This is a genomic window from Pseudomonas saxonica (genome assembly GCF_007858365.1).
In the GTDB taxonomy this organism is placed as follows: domain Bacteria; phylum Pseudomonadota; class Gammaproteobacteria; order Pseudomonadales; family Pseudomonadaceae; genus Aquipseudomonas; species Aquipseudomonas saxonica.
In genome coordinates, this window is record NZ_VFIO01000001.1 from 770,030 (window position 1) to 790,389 (window position 20,360).

Annotated in this window: 19 protein-coding genes; 7 read left to right on the top strand and 12 right to left on the bottom strand. The window is 56.0% G+C overall.

Features of this window, described 5'->3' with window-relative positions; all coding sequences use genetic code 11:
- Positions 1-82 precede the first annotated feature (82 nt).
- From rdgC to sugE, 3 genes are all read left to right on the top strand, one after another.
- The gene (gene rdgC, locus FJD38_RS03620) at positions 83-1,003 is read left to right on the top strand and encodes a recombination-associated protein RdgC (protein WP_122784604.1); all 921 of its coding nucleotides are present in this window, start codon (positions 83-85) and stop codon (positions 1,001-1,003) included.
- Positions 1,004-1,149: 146 nt separating this feature from the next.
- Positions 1,150-2,115, top strand: a complete 966-nt coding sequence (locus FJD38_RS03625) for a bile acid:sodium symporter family protein (protein ID WP_146383941.1) — start codon at positions 1,150-1,152, stop codon at positions 2,113-2,115.
- A 116-nt stretch (positions 2,116-2,231) separates the two neighbouring features.
- On the top strand, positions 2,232-2,546 hold the full coding sequence (sugE, locus tag FJD38_RS03630) for a quaternary ammonium compound efflux SMR transporter SugE (protein WP_122784606.1): 315 nt from the start codon (positions 2,232-2,234) through the stop codon (positions 2,544-2,546).
- A gap of 97 nt (positions 2,547-2,643) precedes the next feature.
- On the opposite strand, the gene FJD38_RS03635 is transcribed toward sugE, so the two are convergent.
- Positions 2,644-4,518: an MFS transporter gene (locus tag FJD38_RS03635; RefSeq protein WP_146384610.1), complete on the bottom strand. Its 1,875-nt coding sequence runs from the start codon at positions 4,516-4,518 to the stop codon at positions 2,644-2,646.
- 133 nt (positions 4,519-4,651) lie between these two features.
- Positions 4,652-5,803: a TDT family transporter gene (locus tag FJD38_RS03640; protein WP_122784607.1), complete on the bottom strand. Its 1,152-nt coding sequence runs from the start codon at positions 5,801-5,803 to the stop codon at positions 4,652-4,654.
- A 238-nt stretch (positions 5,804-6,041) separates the two neighbouring features.
- Here FJD38_RS03640 and FJD38_RS03645 point away from each other — a divergent pair, with 238 nt between their 5' ends.
- On the top strand, positions 6,042-9,512 hold the full coding sequence (locus FJD38_RS03645; RefSeq protein ID WP_122784608.1) for a hybrid sensor histidine kinase/response regulator: 3,471 nt from the start codon (positions 6,042-6,044) through the stop codon (positions 9,510-9,512).
- 61 nt (positions 9,513-9,573) lie between these two features.
- On the opposite strand, the gene FJD38_RS03650 is transcribed toward FJD38_RS03645, so the two are convergent.
- Positions 9,574-10,938 carry a DNA recombination protein RmuC gene (locus FJD38_RS03650; RefSeq protein ID WP_167654244.1) on the bottom strand — a complete coding sequence of 455 codons (1,365 nt, stop codon included), beginning with the start codon at positions 10,936-10,938 and terminating at the stop codon, positions 9,574-9,576.
- Between the two features lie 172 nt (positions 10,939-11,110).
- Positions 11,111-11,434, bottom strand: a complete 324-nt coding sequence (locus FJD38_RS03655; protein WP_122784610.1) for an SEL1-like repeat protein — start codon at positions 11,432-11,434, stop codon at positions 11,111-11,113.
- Positions 11,435-12,410: 976 nt separating this feature from the next.
- Here FJD38_RS03655 and FJD38_RS03660 point away from each other — a divergent pair.
- The 3 genes from FJD38_RS03660 to FJD38_RS03670 all read left to right on the top strand — a co-directional run bounded on the left by FJD38_RS03660 (position 12,411) and on the right by FJD38_RS03670 (position 14,808).
- The gene (locus FJD38_RS03660) at positions 12,411-12,635 is read left to right on the top strand and encodes a hypothetical protein (RefSeq protein ID WP_003214941.1); all 225 of its coding nucleotides are present in this window, start codon (positions 12,411-12,413) and stop codon (positions 12,633-12,635) included.
- Positions 12,636-12,901: 266 nt separating this feature from the next.
- Positions 12,902-13,381, top strand: coding sequence for a hypothetical protein (locus tag FJD38_RS03665; protein ID WP_122784611.1), 480 nt, complete (start codon positions 12,902-12,904; stop codon positions 13,379-13,381).
- A gap of 146 nt (positions 13,382-13,527) precedes the next feature.
- The gene (locus FJD38_RS03670) at positions 13,528-14,808 is read left to right on the top strand and encodes an OmpP1/FadL family transporter (protein WP_122784612.1); all 1,281 of its coding nucleotides are present in this window, start codon (positions 13,528-13,530) and stop codon (positions 14,806-14,808) included.
- A gap of 83 nt (positions 14,809-14,891) precedes the next feature.
- Here FJD38_RS03670 and FJD38_RS03675 read toward each other — a convergent pair whose 3' ends face one another.
- The 8 genes from FJD38_RS03675 to cobU all read right to left on the bottom strand — a co-directional run bounded on the left by FJD38_RS03675 (position 14,892) and on the right by cobU (position 20,325).
- Positions 14,892-15,443, bottom strand: coding sequence for a glutathione peroxidase (locus tag FJD38_RS03675; RefSeq protein WP_146383945.1), 552 nt, complete (start codon positions 15,441-15,443; stop codon positions 14,892-14,894).
- Positions 15,444-15,596: 153 nt separating this feature from the next.
- The gene (locus tag FJD38_RS24965) at positions 15,597-15,719 is read right to left on the bottom strand and encodes a hypothetical protein (protein WP_267904032.1); all 123 of its coding nucleotides are present in this window, start codon (positions 15,717-15,719) and stop codon (positions 15,597-15,599) included.
- Positions 15,716-16,924 (bottom strand): MFS transporter, encoded by a 1,209-nt coding sequence (locus FJD38_RS03680; RefSeq protein ID WP_122784614.1) that lies wholly within the window; start codon positions 16,922-16,924, stop codon positions 15,716-15,718. The genes FJD38_RS24965 and FJD38_RS03680 overlap by 4 nt, the downstream gene beginning before the upstream one ends.
- Positions 16,925-16,977: 53 nt before the next feature.
- On the bottom strand, positions 16,978-17,391 hold the full coding sequence (locus FJD38_RS03685; RefSeq protein ID WP_122784615.1) for a MarR family winged helix-turn-helix transcriptional regulator: 414 nt from the start codon (positions 17,389-17,391) through the stop codon (positions 16,978-16,980).
- Between the two features lie 58 nt (positions 17,392-17,449).
- A complete protein-coding gene (locus FJD38_RS03690; protein WP_146383948.1) occupies positions 17,450-18,178 on the bottom strand; it encodes an adenosylcobinamide-GDP ribazoletransferase in 729 nt (242 codons plus the stop codon).
- Between the two features lies 1 nt (position 18,179).
- The gene (gene cobC / locus FJD38_RS03695) at positions 18,180-18,755 is read right to left on the bottom strand and encodes an alpha-ribazole phosphatase family protein (RefSeq protein ID WP_146383949.1); all 576 of its coding nucleotides are present in this window, start codon (positions 18,753-18,755) and stop codon (positions 18,180-18,182) included.
- Entirely contained in the window at positions 18,752-19,807 is a 1,056-nt protein-coding gene (gene cobT / locus FJD38_RS03700) for a nicotinate-nucleotide--dimethylbenzimidazole phosphoribosyltransferase (protein WP_146383951.1), read from the bottom strand. Before cobT ends, cobC begins: the two co-directional genes overlap by 4 nt.
- Entirely contained in the window at positions 19,804-20,325 is a 522-nt protein-coding gene (gene cobU, locus FJD38_RS03705) for a bifunctional adenosylcobinamide kinase/adenosylcobinamide-phosphate guanylyltransferase (protein ID WP_146383953.1), read from the bottom strand. The genes cobT and cobU overlap by 4 nt, the downstream gene beginning before the upstream one ends.
- Positions 20,326-20,360: the final 35 nt, after the last annotated feature.

A 20,360-nucleotide genomic window follows, 5' to 3' on the forward strand; every position in this document is an offset into this window, starting at 1 on the left:
ATGACAAAGGCTTAGCGCAGGGTTGGCCTATTAAGGCTATCAAGCGAATAATGCACCTTTGTATATAGGAGTGATTCACCCCATGTGGTTCAAAAACCTGCTTATCTATCGCCTGACCCAAGATCTGCCTTTTGATGCGCAGGTGCTGGAAACGGCACTGGCCACCAAACCGGCCCGCCCGTGTTCAAGCCAGGAAGTAGCCACCTATGGCTTCGTTGCTCCATTCGGTAAAGGCGAAGACGCACCGCTGGTTCACGTCAGCCAGGACTTCCTGCTGATCGCCGCCCGCAAAGAAGAACGCATCCTGCCAGGCAGCGTTGTACGTGATGCATTAAAGGAGAAGGTCGAAGAGATCGAAGCCGAACAAATGCGCAAGGTCTATAAGAAGGAGCGTGATCAGCTCAAGGATGAAATTATCCAGGCCTTCTTGCCACGCGCCTTTATTCGTCGCTCGGCAACCTTTGCCGCCATTGCACCGAAACAAGGTCTGATTCTGGTTAACGCCTCCAGCCCGAAACGCGCAGAAGACTTGCTGTCGACGCTGCGTGAAGTGATCGGCTCCTTGCCGGTTCGTCCGCTGGCGGTGAAAACTGCGCCGAGCGCGGTGATGACTGAATGGGTCAAGACGCAAAAAGCCGCCGACAACTTCTTCGTCCTCGACGAATGCGAACTGCGCGACACCCACGAAGATGGCGGCATCATTCGCTGCAAACGTCAGGACCTGACCAGCGACGAAATCCAGTTGCACTTGAGCACTGGCAAAGTCGTGACTCAACTGTCCCTGGCCTGGCAAGACAAGTTGTCGTTCGTGTTGGACGACAAACTGGTGGTCAAACGCCTCAAGTTTGAAGACCTGCTGCAAGATCAGGCTGAACAGGACGGCGGCGACGACGATCTGGGCCAGCAGGATGCCAGCTTCACGCTGATGATGCTGACCTTCGGCGAATTCTTGCCGCAGCTGTTTGAAGCGCTGGGCGGCGAAGAAACCCCGCAAGGGATCTAACGGCTCACGCTGTTGTAGCCGTTGCCGCAGGCTGCGATAAGGTCCGCAGGGCCTTCGCTTCTTTTTCGGCCGCAAGGGGCCTTCCCCATCCCCTTCGCAGCCTGCGGCAGTCGCTACACCCACAATAATCACAATAAAGGACCACCATGCGCGCACTGGCCGCTCTAAGCCGCTTTGTCGGCAATACCTTCGCTTACTGGGTACTGATTTTCGCGGTGTTGGCGTTTTTCGAACCCGGTTGGTTCGTCGGCCTTAAAGGCTACATCGTCCCGCTACTGGGTTTGGTGATGTTCGGCATGGGCCTGACCCTCAAACTCGAAGACTTCGCCGAAGTCGCCCGTCATCCATGGCGAGTGGCACTGGGCGTGGTTGCTCATTTCGTGATCATGCCCGGCGTGGCGTGGTTACTCTGCCAATTGTTTCACCTGCCCCCGGAAATCGCCGTGGGCGTGATACTCGTCGGCTGCTGCCCTAGCGGCACCTCATCCAACGTCATGACCTGGCTGGCCCGGGGCGATCTTGCCCTGTCGGTGGCCATTGCCGCAGTTACCACCCTACTCGCCCCGCTACTGACGCCAGCTCTGATCTGGCTGCTGGCGTCGGCCTGGTTGCCAGTTTCATTTATGGATCTGTTCTGGTCGATCTTGCAGGTTGTATTGCTGCCTATCGTGCTCGGGGTACTGGCCCAGCGCCTGCTCGGTGCGCGTGTGCGTTTCGCGGTCGATGTACTGCCACTGGTCTCGGTCGTCAGCATTGTGATTATCGTGGCTGCCGTGGTGGCCGCCAGCCAGGCACAGATCGCTGAGTCGGGTTTACTGATCATGGCCGTGGTGATGCTGCATAACAGCTTTGGCTATTTGCTGGGGTTCTTTACGGGCCGCCTGTTCAAGCTGCCACTGGCCCAGCGCAAGTCTCTGGCACAGGAAGTTGGCATGCAGAACTCAGGCTTGGGCGCCGCACTCGCCAGCGCACACTTTTCACCCTTGGCCGCTGTTCCCAGCGCCCTGTTCAGCGTGTGGCACAACATTTCGGGTGCACTGCTGTCGACGTATTTCCGTCGCATGAGTGAAAAGGAAGATCGCCTGGTAGCGGAACGCCGGGCTGCCGAATGAAAGTCCGAGGTTGTCTGTCAGATTAATTACGGGCATATTTTGCCCACTGCGAGGACGACCTCGCGACTCATCGAGTGATTATTCTGGGGACGACCCCATCAATTGATGGAGGCACCATGTCTTGGATTATTCTGTTTTTCGCCGGCCTGTTTGAAGTTGGCTGGGCCGTCGGCCTGAAATACACCGATGGCTTCAGCCGGCCGCTACCGACCGCTCTGACGATCGCCGCCATGGCCGTCAGCCTAGGTTTGCTCGGGCTGGCGATGAAAGAGCTGCCGCTGGGCACGGCCTACGCGATCTGGACCGGCGTCGGTGCCGTCGGCACAGTAATCGCAGGGATCATCCTGTTTGGCGAGTCGATGGCGCTGTTTCGTCTGGCCAGTGTTGCCCTCATCATTGCCGGCTTGATCGGCCTCAAGATGAGCGCGTAAACAACGGGCTTTAGTCGCTGCCAAAGGTTGCGAAAGGGTGCGAAGCGATCTGCTGTCTCAAGATCGCCTCACACCCTTTCGCAGCCTGCGGCAACAACTACAGGCTCTGCCCCCGCAGCTCAATCACCCGTTCACGCAATACTTTTTGCGTAGCTTCTTCTGGCGTCAGTGGCGCACCCGCGACCAACGTCACCCGCGACCACAACCGTCGAAACACGCCCTTGTTAGGGTCGCGACTGAAGAAGCTCCCCCACAACCCCCGCAACGCCATGGGTATCACCGGCACAGGGGTGCGTTCCAGGATCAGCCTTACTCCGGCCTTGAACTCGTTGATCTGACCATCGGTGGTCAACTTGCCTTCCGGGAAGATACACACCAGCTCCCCCTCATTGAGGTACTTGGCAATCTTGCTGAAGGCCTGCTCGTAAATCGCGGCATCTTCAGCACGCCCGGCAATCGGAATGGTTCCGGCGGTGCGGAAGATAAAGTTGAGTACCGGCAAGTTGTAGATCTTGTAATACATCACAAAGCGAATGGGTCGCCGCACTGCACCGCCAATCAAGAGCGCATCCACAAACGACACGTGATTACACACCAATAACGCAGCTCCCTCATCGGGTATCGAGTCCAACCCTTTGTGTTCGACCCGGTACAAGGAGTGACTCAGCAGCCAAATCAAAAAGCGCATGCTGAATTCAGGCACGATTTTGAAGATGTAAGCATTGACCGCAATGTTCATCAGCGACACCACGAGGAACAACTCGGGAATCGTCAACTTGGCGACACTGAGCAACACAATGGTGACGATGGCTGACACCACCATAAACAGGGCGTTGAGAATGTTGTTGGCGGCAATCACCCGCGCACGTTCGTTTTCAGCCGTGCGCGATTGAATCAACGCATACAGCGGCACGATGTAAAACCCGCCAAATACGCCCAGCCCGAGAATATCCAGCAGCACCCACCACGCCTGGCTAAAACCCAGCACACCCAGCCAGTCATTTGCCTGGATATTCTGTGGCATCTGCCCTGAATGCCACCACAGCAGAAGACCAAAAACAGTCAGGCCAAAGGAGCCAAAGGGCACCAGCCCGATTTCGACCTTACGCCCCGACAGCTTCTCGCACAGCATGGATCCCAAGGCGATCCCCACCGAAAACACGGTAAGAATCAGGGTGACTACGGTTTCATCACCGTAGAGCCAGTCTTTGGCGTAAGCCGGAATCTGCGTCAGGTAAATCGCACCGACAAACCAGAACCATGAGTTACCCACTACGGAGCGTGATACCGCCGGCGTCTGATTCAGCCCCATGCGCAAGGTTGCCCATGACGCACTGAAAATGTTCCAGTTCAGACGTATGTGCGGCGTATCGGCAGGTGCCGACGGGATCGAGCGGCTGGCCAGATAACCCAACACCGCGACACTGACAATCACCACTGAAACCACCGCGGTGTAATTGCTCGACGAGAGCATGATGCCAGCACCGATGGTTCCCGCCAGAATCGACAAAAAGGTGCCCGTTTCAACCAGGCCGTTCCCCCCTACCAGCTCATCCTCATGCAAGGTTTGCGGCAGGATCGAATACTTGACGGGCCCAAAGAGTGCCGAATGTGTGCCCATTGCAAACAATGCCACCAGCATCAACGCGAGATGATCAAAAGCGAAGCCAATGGCACCCACCACCATAATGGCGATTTCACCCAGCTTGATCAGGCGAATCAATCGATCCTTCGCGTATTTTTCGCCAAACTGCCCGGCCAGCGCCGAGAACAGAAAGAAAGGCACTATAAACAGCAGCGCGCACAGATTGACCCAAATGCCACGATCACCTTCGATGCTCAACTTATAAAGAATGGCGAGAATCAGCGACTGCTTGAACAAGTTGTCATTGAGTGCACCCAAGGACTGGGTGACGAAAAACGGCAGGAAGCGACGCTTCTTTAGCAAACTGAACTGCGAGGGGTGACTCATCATCCATGTACTCACGTTGCGCCGAAGGCTTTCTCTTTGGAGTGCTGTTGTAACACTCAAGGCACAACCTTACTCAGGTTCTGCGCGCAAAATGCCACGTTAGGCACTTTCATACAGAACCTGAGCATACGTCCTACTTTTTAAGCCCAGCAATGCAGGGCGAAACAAACAACTCTCCGCGATAAGCCCCGACCAGCGTGCGCTTGCCCACCACCAGCCACATCAGTGCCAGCGCCAGCACCAGCACACACCCGGCGACATTGAAGAAGGTCAGGTGCAGAACGCTGCCCAGGCGCAAAGTGGCCAGTGAATACACACCCAGCGGGAAGGTGAAGCCCCACCACCCGAGGTTGAACGGGATACCTGAGCGGAAGTAGCGCACGGTGATCATCGCGGCCATCACGATCCACCACAAACCCACACCCCACAAAATCACGCCTGAAATAAGCCCCAGGCCTTCGACAATTTCACCAATGCCCGCCAAGCCATTGGCGGCAAAAATCGCCGGTGCATCAGCCCCCAGCAGCAGCAAGCCCAGTGCTCCTGTACCGATGGGCCCCAGGGCCAGCCAGCTTGAAGCGGCCATGCTTTCATGGGGCAACTTATGCAATGCCATACGCAGAATCAGAATGGTCAAAATACTGAAGGCTACCGGTACCGAAAACGCCCACAACACATAGCTGGTAATCAGCACGTGGAACTGCATGACGGTGTCTGTCAGGTAGGGTGCCAACAGTCCGCCACTGGCCGCCGCCACCTCTGCCGCCACGACCGGCAACAGCCACACAGCGGTCATCTGATCAATCGTATGGTCCTGACGGGTGAACATCAGGTAAGGAATGATTACCCCAAATCCCAGCGCCATCGCCACATCGATCCACCACAGCACCTCGGCCACCTGCACCATGGCGTCACCCCAACGCGGTACACCGAACACCAAAAAACCATTGATGATGGTCGCCAGCCCCATCGGAATGGTGCCGAAAAACATCGATACCGTGGAGTGGCCGAAAATGCGCCTCGCCTCATCAAAAAAAAGCACCCAGCGCGCGCCATACAGCGCACTGAACAGAACGAACAAACCTATATTGAAGAGCCATAACCCTTCGGCAAACATGCGCACACCCGGTAGCTGCACAGGCAGTTGAGCCAATGCCAGCGCCAAAACCCCCGTGCCCATGGTGGCGGCGAACCAGTTCGGAGTGAACTGACGGATCACCTCACGTGGGTGCTGCAGTTGGCTAAATGGCCGCAACACTGTTTTGGCTTTGTTTGGGTAAGTCATGGGTTCCTCCTGTTCCTCGTATGAGGTGCCGTAAGACTAGAACCAAATCGAATATCTATAAAACGGGTAATTTCTCTAACTGTTATCTATTTTGCAGATATGAATACAGCCTTCCACTTTCAACCCTGCGACCCCACGCCACGCTCAGACCTTGGTCGACGCTGACGTTAATCAAGCATCATGCGAGACTAGCCTGCCGTCGCCGGATTGCAGCGGTCTTTTACCTTCAGGAGTGTCCATGTCGTTGTCCAGCGGGCTCATCGCCGCCGTTGCTCTGGCCTATATGGCCATCATGTTCGCCATTGCCTTTTATGGTGACCGGCGCAGCAAACCGCTGCCGCCGCGGGTTCGCGCATGGGTGTATAGCTTGTCGCTGGCGGTGTATTGCACCAGTTGGACATTCTTCGGCGCCGTCGGGCAGGCCGCCGAGCAATTGTGGGCGTTTTTACCCATCTATCTAGGCCCGGTGCTTTTATTAGTGTGCGCACCCTGGGTGCTGCAAAAGATGGTGATGATCAGCAAACAGGAGAACATCACCTCTATTGCCGACTTTATTGCAGCCCGCTACGGCAAATCCCAGTCGCTGGCGATTGTGGTGGCGTTGATCTGCCTGGTGGGCGTGCTGCCCTATATCGCCCTGCAACTCAAAGGCATTGTGCTGGGGGTCAACCTGTTGATTGGCGCCGGCGCAGACGCTACCGGCACTCGCGCTCAGGACACGGCACTTATCGTGTCGCTGGTTCTGGCGCTGTTTACCATCGTCTTCGGTACTCGCAATCTCGACTCAACCGAGCACCACCGGGGCATGGTGCTGGCGATAGCCTTTGAGGCACTGGTCAAATTGTTCGCTTTTCTCGCCGTGGGTGCCTTTGTGACCTATGGCTTGTATGACGGCTTTGAGGACTTGTTCGATCAAGCCATGCTGGCACCCCGCCTTGAGGAGTATTGGAAAGAAACCATCAACTGGCCATCAATGGTGGTTCAAACGGGTGTGGCGATGATGGCGATCATCTGCCTGCCGCGCCAATTCCATGTGACCGTGGTCGAAAACATCGAACCGCAGGACCTGCGTCTGGCCAAGTGGGTGTTCCCCGCTTATCTGATTCTGGCCGCACTGTTCGTTGTGCCTATCGCACTGGCCGGGCAAATGCTCTTGCCCAGTTCGGTTTTGCCCGACTCATTCGTGATCAGCCTGCCTTTGGCGCAAGCACACCCTGCACTTGCCATGCTGGCCTTTATCGGCGGCGCTTCTGCTGCTACCGGCATGGTGATTGTGGCCAGCGTGGCGCTGTCGACCATGGTGTCCAATGACATGCTGCTGCCCTGGTTGTTGCGCCATAAAAATGCCGAGCGCCCTTTTGAAGTTTTCCGCCACTGGATGCTCTCGGTGCGTCGCGTGTCGATTCTGGTGATCTTGCTGCTGGCTTATGTCAGCTACCGTTTATTGGGATCAACAGCAAGTCTGGCCACCATCGGGCAAATTTCCTTTGCCGCCGTGACTCAACTGGCACCCGCCATGCTGGGCGCGCTCTACTGGAAACAAGCTAACCGCCGAGGCGTCTTCGCCGGGCTCGCAGCGGGAACCTTTATCTGGTTCTACACCTTGGTGCTACCGCTGATTGCCCACAGCCTGGGCTGGCACCTGAGTCATTTCCCCGGGCTGGCGTGGCTGCACGGCAACCCTCTTGGCTTGCCGATCACTCCGCTGACCCAGGGCGTGGTGCTGTCACTGGCCGGCAACTTCACACTGTTTGCCTGGGTGTCCGTGCTGTCGCGCACCCGCGTCTCGGAACACTGGCAGGCCGGTCGTTTTATCGGCCAGGAAATCAGCAGCCATCCCAGCGGGCGTTCGATGCTGTCAGTGCAGATCAATGACTTGCTGACATTGGCTGCGCGTTTTGTAGGCGAAGAGCGGGCGCGCCAGAGCTTTATCCGCTTCGCCTATCGTCAGGGCAAAGGCTTTAACCCCAATCAAAATGCTGACGGTGAGTGGATCGCTCATACCGAACGGTTACTGGCCGGGGTCTTGGGTGCGTCATCTACCCGTGCGGTGGTCAAGGCGGCCATTGAAGGCCGGGAGATGCAGCTTGAGGATGTTGTGCGAATTGCGGACGAAGCCTCGGAAGTCTTGCAGTTCAACCGCGCCCTGCTACAGGGCGCCATTGAAAACATCACTCAAGGCATCAGTGTGGTCGATCAGTCACTGCGACTGGTGGCGTGGAACCGTCGCTACCTTGAGCTTTTCAACTATCCCGAAGGACTGATCAGTGTCGGCCGCCCGATTGCCGACATCATTAGGCACAATGCCGAACGCGGTTTGTGCGGCCCCGGCGAAGCCGAAGTACACGTGGCCCGGCGCCTGCATTGGATGCGTCAAGGGCGGGCACACACTTCCGAGCGGTTGTTCCCCAATGGCAGGGTGATCGAACTGATCGGCAACCCCATGCCAGGCGGCGGCTTCGTGATGAGTTTTACCGACATCACTGCGTTCCGCGAGGCCGAACAAGCCCTTACCGAAGCCAATGAAGGGCTTGAACAGCGGGTCGCTGAGCGTACCCATGAGCTGTCACAACTCAATCAGGCGCTGACCGAAGCCAAAGGCGTAGCGGAAGCGGCCAACCAGTCAAAAACCCGCTTCCTTGCAGCCGTCAGCCATGACCTGATGCAGCCGATGAATGCCGCCCGGCTCTTCTCTTCAGCGCTCTCTCACCAGGAAGAGGAACTGAGCCCGGAGGCGAAGAAGCTGGTGCAACATCTGGACAGTTCATTACGCTCTGCCGAAGACTTGATCAGTGACTTGCTGGATATTTCACGTCTGGAAAACGGAAAAATCACCCCCGACATCAAGCCTTTCGCCATCAATGACCTGTTCGACACTCTGGGGAACGAGTTCACGGCGCAGGCCAAGGAACAAGGCTTGAGTTTCAGAGTGCGAGGCAGTCGACTGCGCGTGAACAGCGACATCAAATTGTTGCGCCGTATCTTGCAAAACTTTCTGACCAATGCCTTCCGCTATGCCAAAGGGCCGGTGCTATTGGGGGTGCGTCGACGCGGTAATGAGCTTTCTCTTGAAGTGTGGGACCGAGGGCCCGGAATTCCCGAGGACAAACTCAAGGTCATTTTTGAAGAATTCAAACGCCTGGACAGTCACCAGACCCGGGCAGAGAAAGGCCTGGGGCTTGGCTTGGCCATTGCGGACGGCTTGTGCCAAGTGCTCGGGCATAGCCTGGAAGTGCGCTCATGGCAGGGAAAAGGCAGTGTATTCAGCGTGCGTGTGCCACTGGCCAAAAGCCAGACAGCACCACAACCGAACGTTCCCGAGCAAAACGGCCAAACCGCAAAAGGCGCTCAAATACTGTGTGTCGACAACGAAGACAGCATTCTGATCGGCATGCAGAGCTTGCTGACGCGATGGGGCTGCCGAGTTTGGACCGCGCGCAATCGCGAGGAATGCGCCGCACTGCTTAATGAAGGGGTTCGTCCGCAGTTGGTGCTGGTGGACTACCACCTGGATGAGGGTGAAGTAGGCACCGACCTGATGCGCTGGTTGCGAGCCGAGCTGGGCGAACCTGTGCCAGGCGTTGTCATCAGCGCTGACGGTCGGCCTGAGATGATTGCTCAGGTTCATGCGGCAGGGCTTGAGTACTTGCCCAAGCCGGTCAAGCCGGCGGCGCTCCGAGCGCTGCTCAGCCGGCATGTGCCGCTGTAGAAACGCCGTCCCTCCTGATAGTCGCTGACGAGGGACGAAGGCTCCTACGGTCAACCATGCTTTACTCGGCGGGGTGAGCGACGCCATCAACATCAGCCATCGCGCGTTCCAGCAGTTCTGTCGGCAAACTTTTGCTGGCTCGCGCCCCCAACAATTTCAACTGCTCACTGCGGCTGACCAGATTGCCGCGCCCGTCTGTCAATTTGTTGCGAGCCGCTGCATAGGCTTTATCCAGTTGTTGCAGCCGATTGCCGACCTCATCCAGATCCTGAATAAAGAGCACGAACTTGTCATACAGCCAACCCGCACGCTCAGCGATTTCTCGAGCATTCTGGCTCTGACGTTCCTGCTTCCAGAGACTGTCGATCACCCGCAAGGTCGCGAGCAAGGTGGTTGGACTGACAATCACAATGTTGCGATCGAAGGCTTCCTGAAACAGATTAGGCTCAGCTTGCAGGGCAGCTGAAAAAGCCGCTTCGATGGGTACAAACAACAGGACGAAGTCCAGGCTGTGCAGCCCCTCAAGACGCTTATAGTCTTTACCGGCCAAGCCCTTCACATGATTACGCAGTGACAGTACATGCTGTTTAAGCGCGGCCTGCCCGATCACGTCGTCATCGGCACTGACATATTGTTGATACGCCGTCAGGCTCACCTTGGAGTCGACCACCACTTGCTTGTCACCCGGCAGCATGATCAAAACGTCAGGCTGAAAGCGCTCGCCATCGGGCCCTTTGAGGCTGACCTGAGTTTGATACTCACGCCCCTTCTCCAGCCCGGCATGCTCCAGTACGCGCTCAAGAATCAGCTCGCCCCAGTTGCCTTGGGTTTTCTGCCCTTTAAGGGCCCGAGTCAGGTTGGTGGCTTCATCGCTCAGGCGCAAATTGAGCTGCTGCAAACGCTCAAGCTCTTTGGCCAGGGAGAATCTTTCACGCGCTTCTTGCTGGTAGCTTTCTTCTACCCGCTTCTCGAATGATTGGATGCGCTCTTTCAGCGGATCAAGCAACTGACCCAGGCGTTCATTGCTGGTCTCGGCGAAACGCTGCTCGCGCTCATCGAAAATTTTGCCCGCCAGCTCAGCAAATTGCGCCCGCAACTCATCGCGTGAACCTTGCAGGTCATTGAGTCGTTGCTGATGGCTGTCTTGCTGTTCGCGCAATTCGGCGGCCAGCGCGGCGGCGTGAGCGTCCAGGCGGCGCAACTCAGTTTCCTTGAGGCTGCGTTCGACACTCCAGGCATGAGCAGCATCACGTGAGTTATCGCGCTCCACCTGCGACAGCTCAACCTCTCGACGCAGCGCGGCAAGCTCGGCTTGCTTGGCAGAGTTGGCCTGCCCCAGATCACTGATCTCATCACGGCCGGCATCCAGCTGAGCGCTAAGCTCCTCTTGCGCCAACAGCGCCAAATTCAGGCGTTCATTAAGCATTGCCAATTCAGCGGGATGAGCACTGTAACGGCGCTGTAACTGCCAGAGGAGCGCCAACAGCGGCACACCTGACACCAAAAGGCCCAGCAAAAAGCTGTTCAAGTCCAGGGTCATAACCCCTCCGCACGCGCTAAAAGAGCAAGGTTAACCAAGCTGCAAGGCCGAAGACAGCTCAGCCTTCGTTTTTGCTCAGTTCTTGCTGCGCTACGCGGTCTCCAGCACGTGCGGCCTGACGCAAAAGCTCGTGGCCGATTCGCCGGTCGCGGGCGCTTCCACAGTCACGGCACATCAATTGCCCTAAACGGCTTTGCGCCAATACCACACCTTGGCGGGCAGGTTGTTTCAGCAAGTGGCCTGCAACATGCTTGACGCTGGGGTTAGCGCCCAGACGAGGGTTATCCAGCAGCCAGATAGCAACCCGCAGCGAAAAGCGCTTGGGGGCATCAGAGGGCGTGGTCGGGCGAGCTGCGGAAGCAGTAGTTGTGCGAAACTTCATAAAATACTGTAGGGCAGAACAGAAGGCGCGCCACTCTACTCCTTTTTTCATCTTGGTAAAGCCCAAAAAGGTCTATACCCGCGATCTAGAGCAAGCGCACGGGACAATCCACAGATCCTGTGGATAAGTCAGTGGACAACCCTACAGAAACCCTCGCAAACGCCCATCCCATGCGGCCTAGGGTCAAACTGACGATTTTTTCACCAACTATAAAAAACGATGTTTTTCATTGACTTAAATTTGCCAAACAGGCTAGGCGAGCCCGCACCCTTGCCTGCCAAGCCATTTTTCGCGCCGCGCCATTAATGTGCACAAGTCCATTTGCGCTGCACAAACCGGGGCAAAAAAAAGCTCAATCTTGTAGGCAACGCTCTGGCGTGGACCGCAGTCAGGCCGCCCTTTCAAATGACTACAGTCCATTAAGCCACTACCGCAACTACGCTAAAAATGGACTAAAGCCCCCCAAAATTCCCCCTAAGGCAATCAGTCCTAATCGACCCCCTACAGAAAGTATTTTCACTAGCACACTTGCATTTAAATTTTCAACTGGTTACTATCCGCAGCGTTAGTACCAAGCTGAAAGTCAATTCGGGCCGAACAAATCCTTACGCCATCTTCCATAAAGTCGAAGAAACGCTGAAAAACAGGATCGACCCCCTCGATGGTTTCCAGGTAAATCTTGTGACGCTACGGCCTTTGAAAACCAAAGGGTAGCGCGAAGCACTTTATTCTGACCGAACCAACCTGCAAATTGATCAGGATCTTCACCCCGAGCATGGAACCTTAGCTCCCGTTGTGATTGCCTGCCCTCCTAAGTACCTACCTGCCAGCCCAAGCGCCACATAATTTATGCGCTACAACTGGCGGCTTTGTTCCAGTCAGGTTCTTCGTCAAGCCAAAGATAGCTCGACGTTACTGGAACGTTTTAACGCAGCACGGATCATATCCGTGTCATTTGTAGGAACACCTAATAACTATGTCGACTCAAATCCATACTCAGGATGCCATTCGCACCCTAACCAACGCCTTTGCCCCAATGAACTGCCTGATTATGGCCGCTCGCAAAGGATGCTTCAGCTTCACTCTGGTCAACGAACACGGTATCGCACGTCACAGCGAACGCCTGTACCCCGATCAATATTCCAGCGCAGAACCCCTGCAAGCTGTGATCGACCGTACTCGTCAGGCGCTGGTCGCCTGAAAACCTGAGCGTCACTCCAAAAGCCCTGCCCTATCAGCGGGGCTTTTTATTGCCTGCCATTTAAGAAATATCCGGTAGCGCTTAAGTACTTGCAGATATATAGCGAACCCCTCGATGCTGTAAATGTTTTAAAAACAGTCCTTTACAGCTGATATATGACACTAGACTTCAAGTTAAGCGGTATCACCCGCTTCCGGCGACCCCTTCCGACTCATTGCTGCCAAGCCCTTGTGGGTCGCCGGCCATTTACAGGCGTCGAGGACATTATGGGTATCGCTGCCAAAGAGTTGAGTCTGTACGTCATAAGACCCACGCTTGCGTATCTGGGTCAGAACAATCCAAATGCAGAAACCTTGTTACTGGGTATTGCCGCCAGCCAGTCAAATTTAGGGGCTGCCCTGCACGACCGTCGGGGCCATGGCCTGTACTGTATTCGCGAACCTCGGCATGCCGCGCTTTGGGATAACTACCTTGCCCAAACGCCTGACCTGGCGAGCCTGGTTCGCGGACTGGCCAGTCAGCATGCCTTTTTAGGCAACCCTCACCTCGAACTCACCGTTAATTTACGGTACGCCACGGCTATTGCCTGGCTGCTGATAGAACAGCTTCATGTGTCGATCCCAGCCGCGGATGACATACAAGGCATGGCAAGAGTCTGGCGCCAAGCCTTTGAACCACAAGGACGTTTGCGCGATTTTGCTAATGCATGGCGCAGCTGTGTTACACCCCTCAACCAAGTGGCTTAAATTTTCAACCACGCACACTATTATAAAAAAGATCTAAAACCGTACGGATTGTCCTACAAAACAACGTTAACTTCTGCGAATTAGCCTATAGCGCTTAATTAAAAATGTTGGTAGCTTTCGTCCGGTGATCAAAAGGAGTTCTAATAATGAAAAAAGTAATGCTCAAGACCACACTTAGCCTCGCCGTCACTTTGGCTTCCAGTCAGATTTTCGCAAGTGGCTTCGCACTTAACGAACAAAGCATTAGCGGCATGGGGACCGGTTTCGCAGGTCGCTCGTCTATTGCCGACGATGCAAGTACCGTGTTTGGCAACCCTGCCGGTATGTCCCGCCTTAGCGGCCAGCAAATTACTGGCGGCATCGCTGTAATTGACGCGTCGACCGACATTAAAGATGCTTCAGGTAGATACCCTGGTACCAATAAAGGTGACATGGTTCCCTTTACTGGCGTCCCGATGGGTTTTTATACCAACAAACTGAATGACCAATGGGCGGTCGGTTTTGGGGTATACGCACCTTTCGGCCTGGTGACCGATTATGAAAGCGGTTTCCAGGGTCGCGCGTTCGGCAAGAAGAGCGAAGTCAAAGTTATAACGCTCCAGCCAACTGTCAGTTATGCCTTCAATGATCGCGTGTCGGTGGGTTTCGGCCCGACCATTAACCACATTTCCGGCACGCTCGAATCTGACCTTACCCTCAACCCGGCGTTTGGTGACACCAACGTAGAAATCAAGGGCACCGATACCGCTCTGGGTTTCAACATCGGCGTGCTGGTTCAGGCAACCGACACAACTCGCGTCGGCCTGACTTATCACTCCAAGGTCAGCTACGATCTTGATGGGCATACCAAAGTTTCCGCTGCAGCCGGCACCCCGGCACAGCTGATGAAGAGCAATCGTTACGACGCTTCGCTGTCGATTGATACCCCAGAATCCTATGACCTTTCCGTCACTCAAGAACTGAGTGATGCATGGAGAGTCTATGCGGGTACTACCTGGACGCGCTGGAGTCGCCTGAAAGATATCACCGTGAAAAACGACGGTGTCAGCCCGGTTAACTCAGGTGGTATCGGTGCTGCACTATTGGGCACCATCAAGGAAGAACAGAACTGGCATGATACCTGGGCATACGCTATCGGTACGTCCTACCAGTTGAACAAACAGTGGATCCTGCGCACCGGCCTGTCATGGGATCAGTCGCCGACCAATAACGAAAACCGTTCGCCGCGCATTCCTACTGGCGACCGTACGATTTTCAGCTTGGGTGCCGGTTATGCCGTCAATGAAAACCTGACCATCGACGCCGCGTATTCGTACCTGAAAGAAGAATCGGTGAAAGTTCATGACTCGAACCAACTCAACTCTTACAGCGCCAAGTATGAAAACAGTGCTAACGGTTTCGCAGTAGGTGCAACCTACAAGTTCTAATTCACTGTGCGCATGATTCATTGCCCACTGAGTTAAAAAAGCCCCGCTCTCTTTTAGAGGCGGGGCTTTTCAATGGAGAACGGTCAGGACTTAGAAGCGATGGCTTTATTGATCGCCTCAATCAGTTCTGGATCATCCGGTTTGGTCAGACTTGAAAAATTGGCAATGACATTGCCTTTTCGATCAACGACATACTTGTAGAAGTTCCACTTTGGTGCACTGCTCTGTTCTGCCAACACTTTAAACATATGCGTTGCATCATCTCCTCGCACTTTTTGCGGATCGATCATGGTAAACGTGACGCCATAATTGACATAGCAGACCTTGGCGGTCTCTTCGCCGTCCTTGGCTTCTTGTTTAAAGTCATCCGAAGGCACTCCAATCAACTCAAGGCCTTGCGAATTAAATCGCTTGTTCAGCGCTTCCAACCCTTTGAATTGCGGAGCAAAACCGCAAAAACTCGCAGTATTGACGATCAATAAAGGCTTGCCGGCAAATCGCTCACACAGGTCGATTGATTCCTTTGCCCGTAACTTGGGCAGCGAGCCCTCCAGCAGTGGCGGACAGTCAGCGGCCCAGACCGAACCGGCACAGGCCAACAGCAATACAGGCATCGCAACCCAGCGCTTAAACATTATGGTTTTCCTTAATCAAGAAGCTTAGGGTCTGTACGAAATGTTTTCGCGCGAAGGTTAAGCAAAGCGAAAACAGGCGAGGAACAGCCGGACTCGCGCACGAGCCGGTTTTCAACGACGCATAACCGAGCGCAGATTGATTTCGTAGAGCGCCTAGCAAGTGCCCATACCCAATTGCATCATAGCCAGCCCACCTTGGTGCCAACCCCACCACGTCAGTGCCAGCAAGACAAAACCGGCACTCACAGCAACCACCCCTAACCATGTCCTATTCATGCCAGACTCCCTTGGGCCTGCAACCGTGCCACTGGACGCTCGCGCACTGGCCAGTTCAAGGCTGCTGCCAGCAGGCTCAATACAATCGAGACCTGCCAGATGATGTCGTAGCTGCCGGTCTGATCATAGACCACGCCGCCCAGCCAGCCTCCGAGGAAAGCGCCCAACTGATGAAAGAGAAACACGATTCCGCCCAGCATGGACAGATTACGCACCCCGAACATGGTAGCGACGGTGCCATTGGTCAACGGCACAGTGGAGAGCCACAAGAAGCCCATGGCCATACCAAACAGATACGCGCTGATGTGTGTTACCGGCGCCCAAAGAAACAATACGATCACCACCGCCCGCGCCAGATATAACCCGGTCAGCAAACGAGGTTTGGACATACGCCCACCGAGCCATCCCGCCGTATAGGTGCCAAATATGTTGAACAGACCAATCAGCGCCAACACCGTTGTGCCGACCGTGGCAGGCAAATGCTGATCCACCAGATAAGCCGGCAGATGGATACCGATAAAGACGACCTGAAAGCCGCAGACAAAAAATCCGAAGGCCAACAACCAGAACCCCGAGTGCGAGCAAGCTTCACTGAGTGCTTGTTTAAGCGTTTGCTCACCCCCCAGGTTGGGCATGGGCCGGTCTTTGAGCAGGGAGACCAGCGGTATGATCAGCGCCACCAGCAGCCCCAGCACCAGCAAGGCAGATGACCAGCCTAACCAGCCAATAAGGCCCAGGGTTCCCGGCAACATCGCAAACTGACCGAAAGACCCTGCAGCACTGGCAATACCCATGCCCATGCTGCGTTTTTCAGGAGGCAAGGCGCGCCCCACGACGCCCAAAATCACCGAAAAAGACGTGCCTGAAAGTCCGATGCCAATCAACAAGCCGGCACTTAGCGACAACGACAGCAGCGAGTCCGACAACCCCATCAACACAAGGCCAACGGCGTACAGAACACCGCCAATAATGACCACTTTGGCCGCGCCAAACCGATCAGCCAACGCGCCGGTAAAAGGCTGTGCCAAACCCCAGATCAGATTCTGCAAGGCAATGGCAAACGCGAACACCTCGCGCCCCCAGCCAAATTGCGCACTCATGGGTGGCAAGAACAGCCCGAACCCGTGCCTCACCCCCAAGGACAGTGCCAAAATCAACGCACTGCCCAAGAGCACCCAGGCACTGTTACGCCACACCGTTGTCATTATTATTCTCCAAGCGCGGGTATATACCCATGTTTAATCGTGTAACAGGCGCCTCATTCGGAACCCGCCAATTCATCCAACAGCTGCAACAATTGTTCGCGACGCTCTTCACCCAGACGGTCGACAAGACGCTGCTGCGCGGCTTCCCATGCAGGCGTGGCTGCCGTGAGACGCCTCTCTCCCTCTTCGGTCAGGCACACCAGCCGGTTGCGTTGATCTTCGCCCTCTGCCAGCTTCACCAGGCCGACACCTTCGAGAACGCGCAAATTGCGTCCCAAAGTGCTGCGGTCCAACCCCATCGCTTCAGCCAGACTGGAAATGCTCGGCTGGTCGAGGCGCTTGAGGTTAGTCATCAAGGAAAACTGCGCAACGTTGATCCCAAAGCCATCAAGGGCGCCGTCGTAATGCCTGCTGATGCCTCGCGAGGCACGCCGCAGGTTGGTGCATAAACACTGGGTTGGTAACATATTGTATGTATATACCCGCAATAATGGAGAATCAAGATTTAAGCGTCACAAATACCCTTTATAACGCCAACCCTACCAACACCAACACTTCAAGCAACTCCAGCAACGCTCCGGCTGTATCGCCCGTGGTGCCTGCCAGACGGCGCATCATCACGTGGCGCAACCAGACGAATCCCAGAGTTGCCAACGCTAGAGCCCACAGCCCTGCATACCCGGCCAGCGCCACGCACACAAACGCACTTCCCGCCAATACCCACCACCCCGCCTTGCGTGGCAAATGATCCGCCAGTGCTTGGCCCAAACCGCCTGCCCGCACATAAGGTGTTGTCAGAAACACACCCAGCAAAGCGCTGCGACCAATCACGGGCACAATCACCAAAACCATCGCCTGATGGTGCTCGATCAACGCCAGCAAGGCACAGAACTTCAACAGCAGCACCAACACCAAGACAACCACGGCAATCGGACCACTACGCGGGTCTTTCATGATGGTTAACGTGCGCTCACGATCACCAAAACCGCCTAGCCAGGCATCGGCACTGTCAGCCAGCCCATCCAGATGAAGCCCGCCACTGAGCAGCACCCAAACAGTCAGCAGCAAGGCTGCGTGCAACATCAGCGGTATACCCGCCAACAGCGCGCTGACGCCCCATAACACCCCGCCGAAGAGCACGCCCACCAACGGGTAAAACAGCAGCGAACGTCCCAGCTCTTGAGGTTTTGGCATGCCCGGCAAAGTAATGGGCAAACTGCTCAAGAACTGTAAGGCGATCCAGAAAGGCAACATGTCAGCCTGCCTCGCTCAACAAGCCGCCAGCGCGAACGTGCAATGAAAACAGAGCGCCATTGACCACAGGTATCTGCAACAGCTGTTCACGGGGCAAACCACGTGCCTGCGCCAACAGCAACTTCATGACACCACCGTGGCAGACGACCAACACCCGCTCACCCTCATAGCGCTGCTGCAAACGCCCGGCGGCGGTCAGTACTCGAGTGGCAAACGCTATGACCGGCTCAGCACCTGGCGGAGTAAATGCGTAAGGATCTGACCAGAAACGGCCCAGCGCCTCAGCGTCTGTTTCCATCAGCGCAGCCGCGGTGCGCCCTTCCCACTCGCCAAAATGCAGTTCTTGCAGGTCTTTCTCGAAGGTCAACGGCACGTCCAGTTGTTCTGCCAGCTCGCGGGCGAAGAACGCACATCGCTGCAGCGGTGAACTGACTATGCGCTGCCATGGGCCTTGGCCTTTGACGGCTGCTCGCATTTGCTCCCAGCCCCGGGCTGTCAGCGCATCGTCAAGACTGCCACGCAAGCCACCACCCAGTTCCGTTTCACCGTGACGAAGCAAATCCAGCTGCACCGTCATGCCGGGCGATCCGCCACAGCCGCTTCAGCGAAGGTCGCCATTTGGCCATGCAGGTCACAGGCCAGGCGGATCAACGGCACGGCCAAAGCAGCGCCACTGCCTTCGCCCAAACGCAAGCCCAAATCGAGCAAGGGCTGTGCCTGCAAACTTTCAAGAACATGACGATGGCCCTGCTCGGCCCCACGATGACTGAAGATCATCCACTGACGGCACTCGGGATTCAAACGCACTGCGACCATCGCGGCGACCGTGCAAATGAAACCGTCAACCAAGGCAACGATGCCTTCCTGAGCGCAGGCCACATAAGCCCCCACCAGTGCAGCAATTTCAAAACCACCCAAGCGGAACAACGTCTGTAATGGATCGTCCAGGTAGCCCTCGTGAAACGCGAGCGCGCGATCTATGACACGGGCTTTATGGCTCACACCCGCTGCATCCAGACCTGTGCCCGGCCCGGTCAAGTGCGATGCAGGACAGTCCAGTAACGCACTGGCCACGGCGCTGGCAGACGCTGTATTGCCGATGCCCATTTCGCCGCCGATAAACAGTTCGCTGTTGACCTCACGTGCACGGAGCACACTGTCCCGTCCTGCCTGCAATGCTTTTAGCCCTTGGCCGTCAGACATCGCCGGGCCGTGGGCAAAATTGGCGGTGCCAGCACCCAGTTGCAAGTGACGTACACCTGCAAGATTAAGCATCGGCGTGACAGTGCCCAAATCCACCACATCCAGTTGCGCACCCAACTGACGCGCCAACACGCTGATTGCCGCACCGCCGTTGACAAAGTTATGCAGCATTTGCCCGGTGACCGCTTGCGGGTAGGCCGAAACGCCCTCCGCCACCACGCCGTGATCACCCGCGAAAATGGCAATCCAGAGTTTGTCGGCACGGGGTTTCAAGCAACCTTGCAGGCCAGCCAGTTGCACGGCCAGCGCTTCCAGCTGGCCCAGTGACCCCGCCGGTTTGGTCAGTTGTTGCTGTCGCGCGACAGCCGCCGCCGTTTGTTGCAGGTCAACCGACTGGCACGGTTGCAGCCACCACGGAGTACTCATAATGCAGTTCCTTTCAATGTCAGGGGCAGGCCCGCGACTGTCAGCACCACGCGCTGGCAACGCTCGGCCAAGGCTTGATGCAACCAACCGGCTTCATCGACATAACGACGCGTCAACTCGCCCATCGGTATGACGCCCATTCCAGTTTCGTTACTGACAAAAACAATTTGCCCCGGCAGTTCAGCCAGGCACGCCAGCAGTGCATCACGCTCGGCATTCAAACGCTGCGGGCTTTCCAGCATCAGCAAGTTAGTCAGCCAGAGCGTCAAGCAATCAACCAGGATAAAAGTGTCCTCGCGCGCGCTCTCGCGCAGCACTCGGGCCAGCTCGAGCGGCTCCTCGATCAGCGCCCAATGCCCGGGGCGACGCTCCCGATGATGGCGCACGCGCTCGTTCATCTCGCCGTCCAGCGGTTGGCTGGTGGCAATGTAAGTGACAGCGAAGCCCGATTCAGCAGCAAGCTTTTCGGCCAGCCGACTTTTACCGGAGCGGGCACCGCCCAAAATCAGTTGCAGCATGTATTAAATCCCCGTAGCAGTTGCCGAAGGCGACG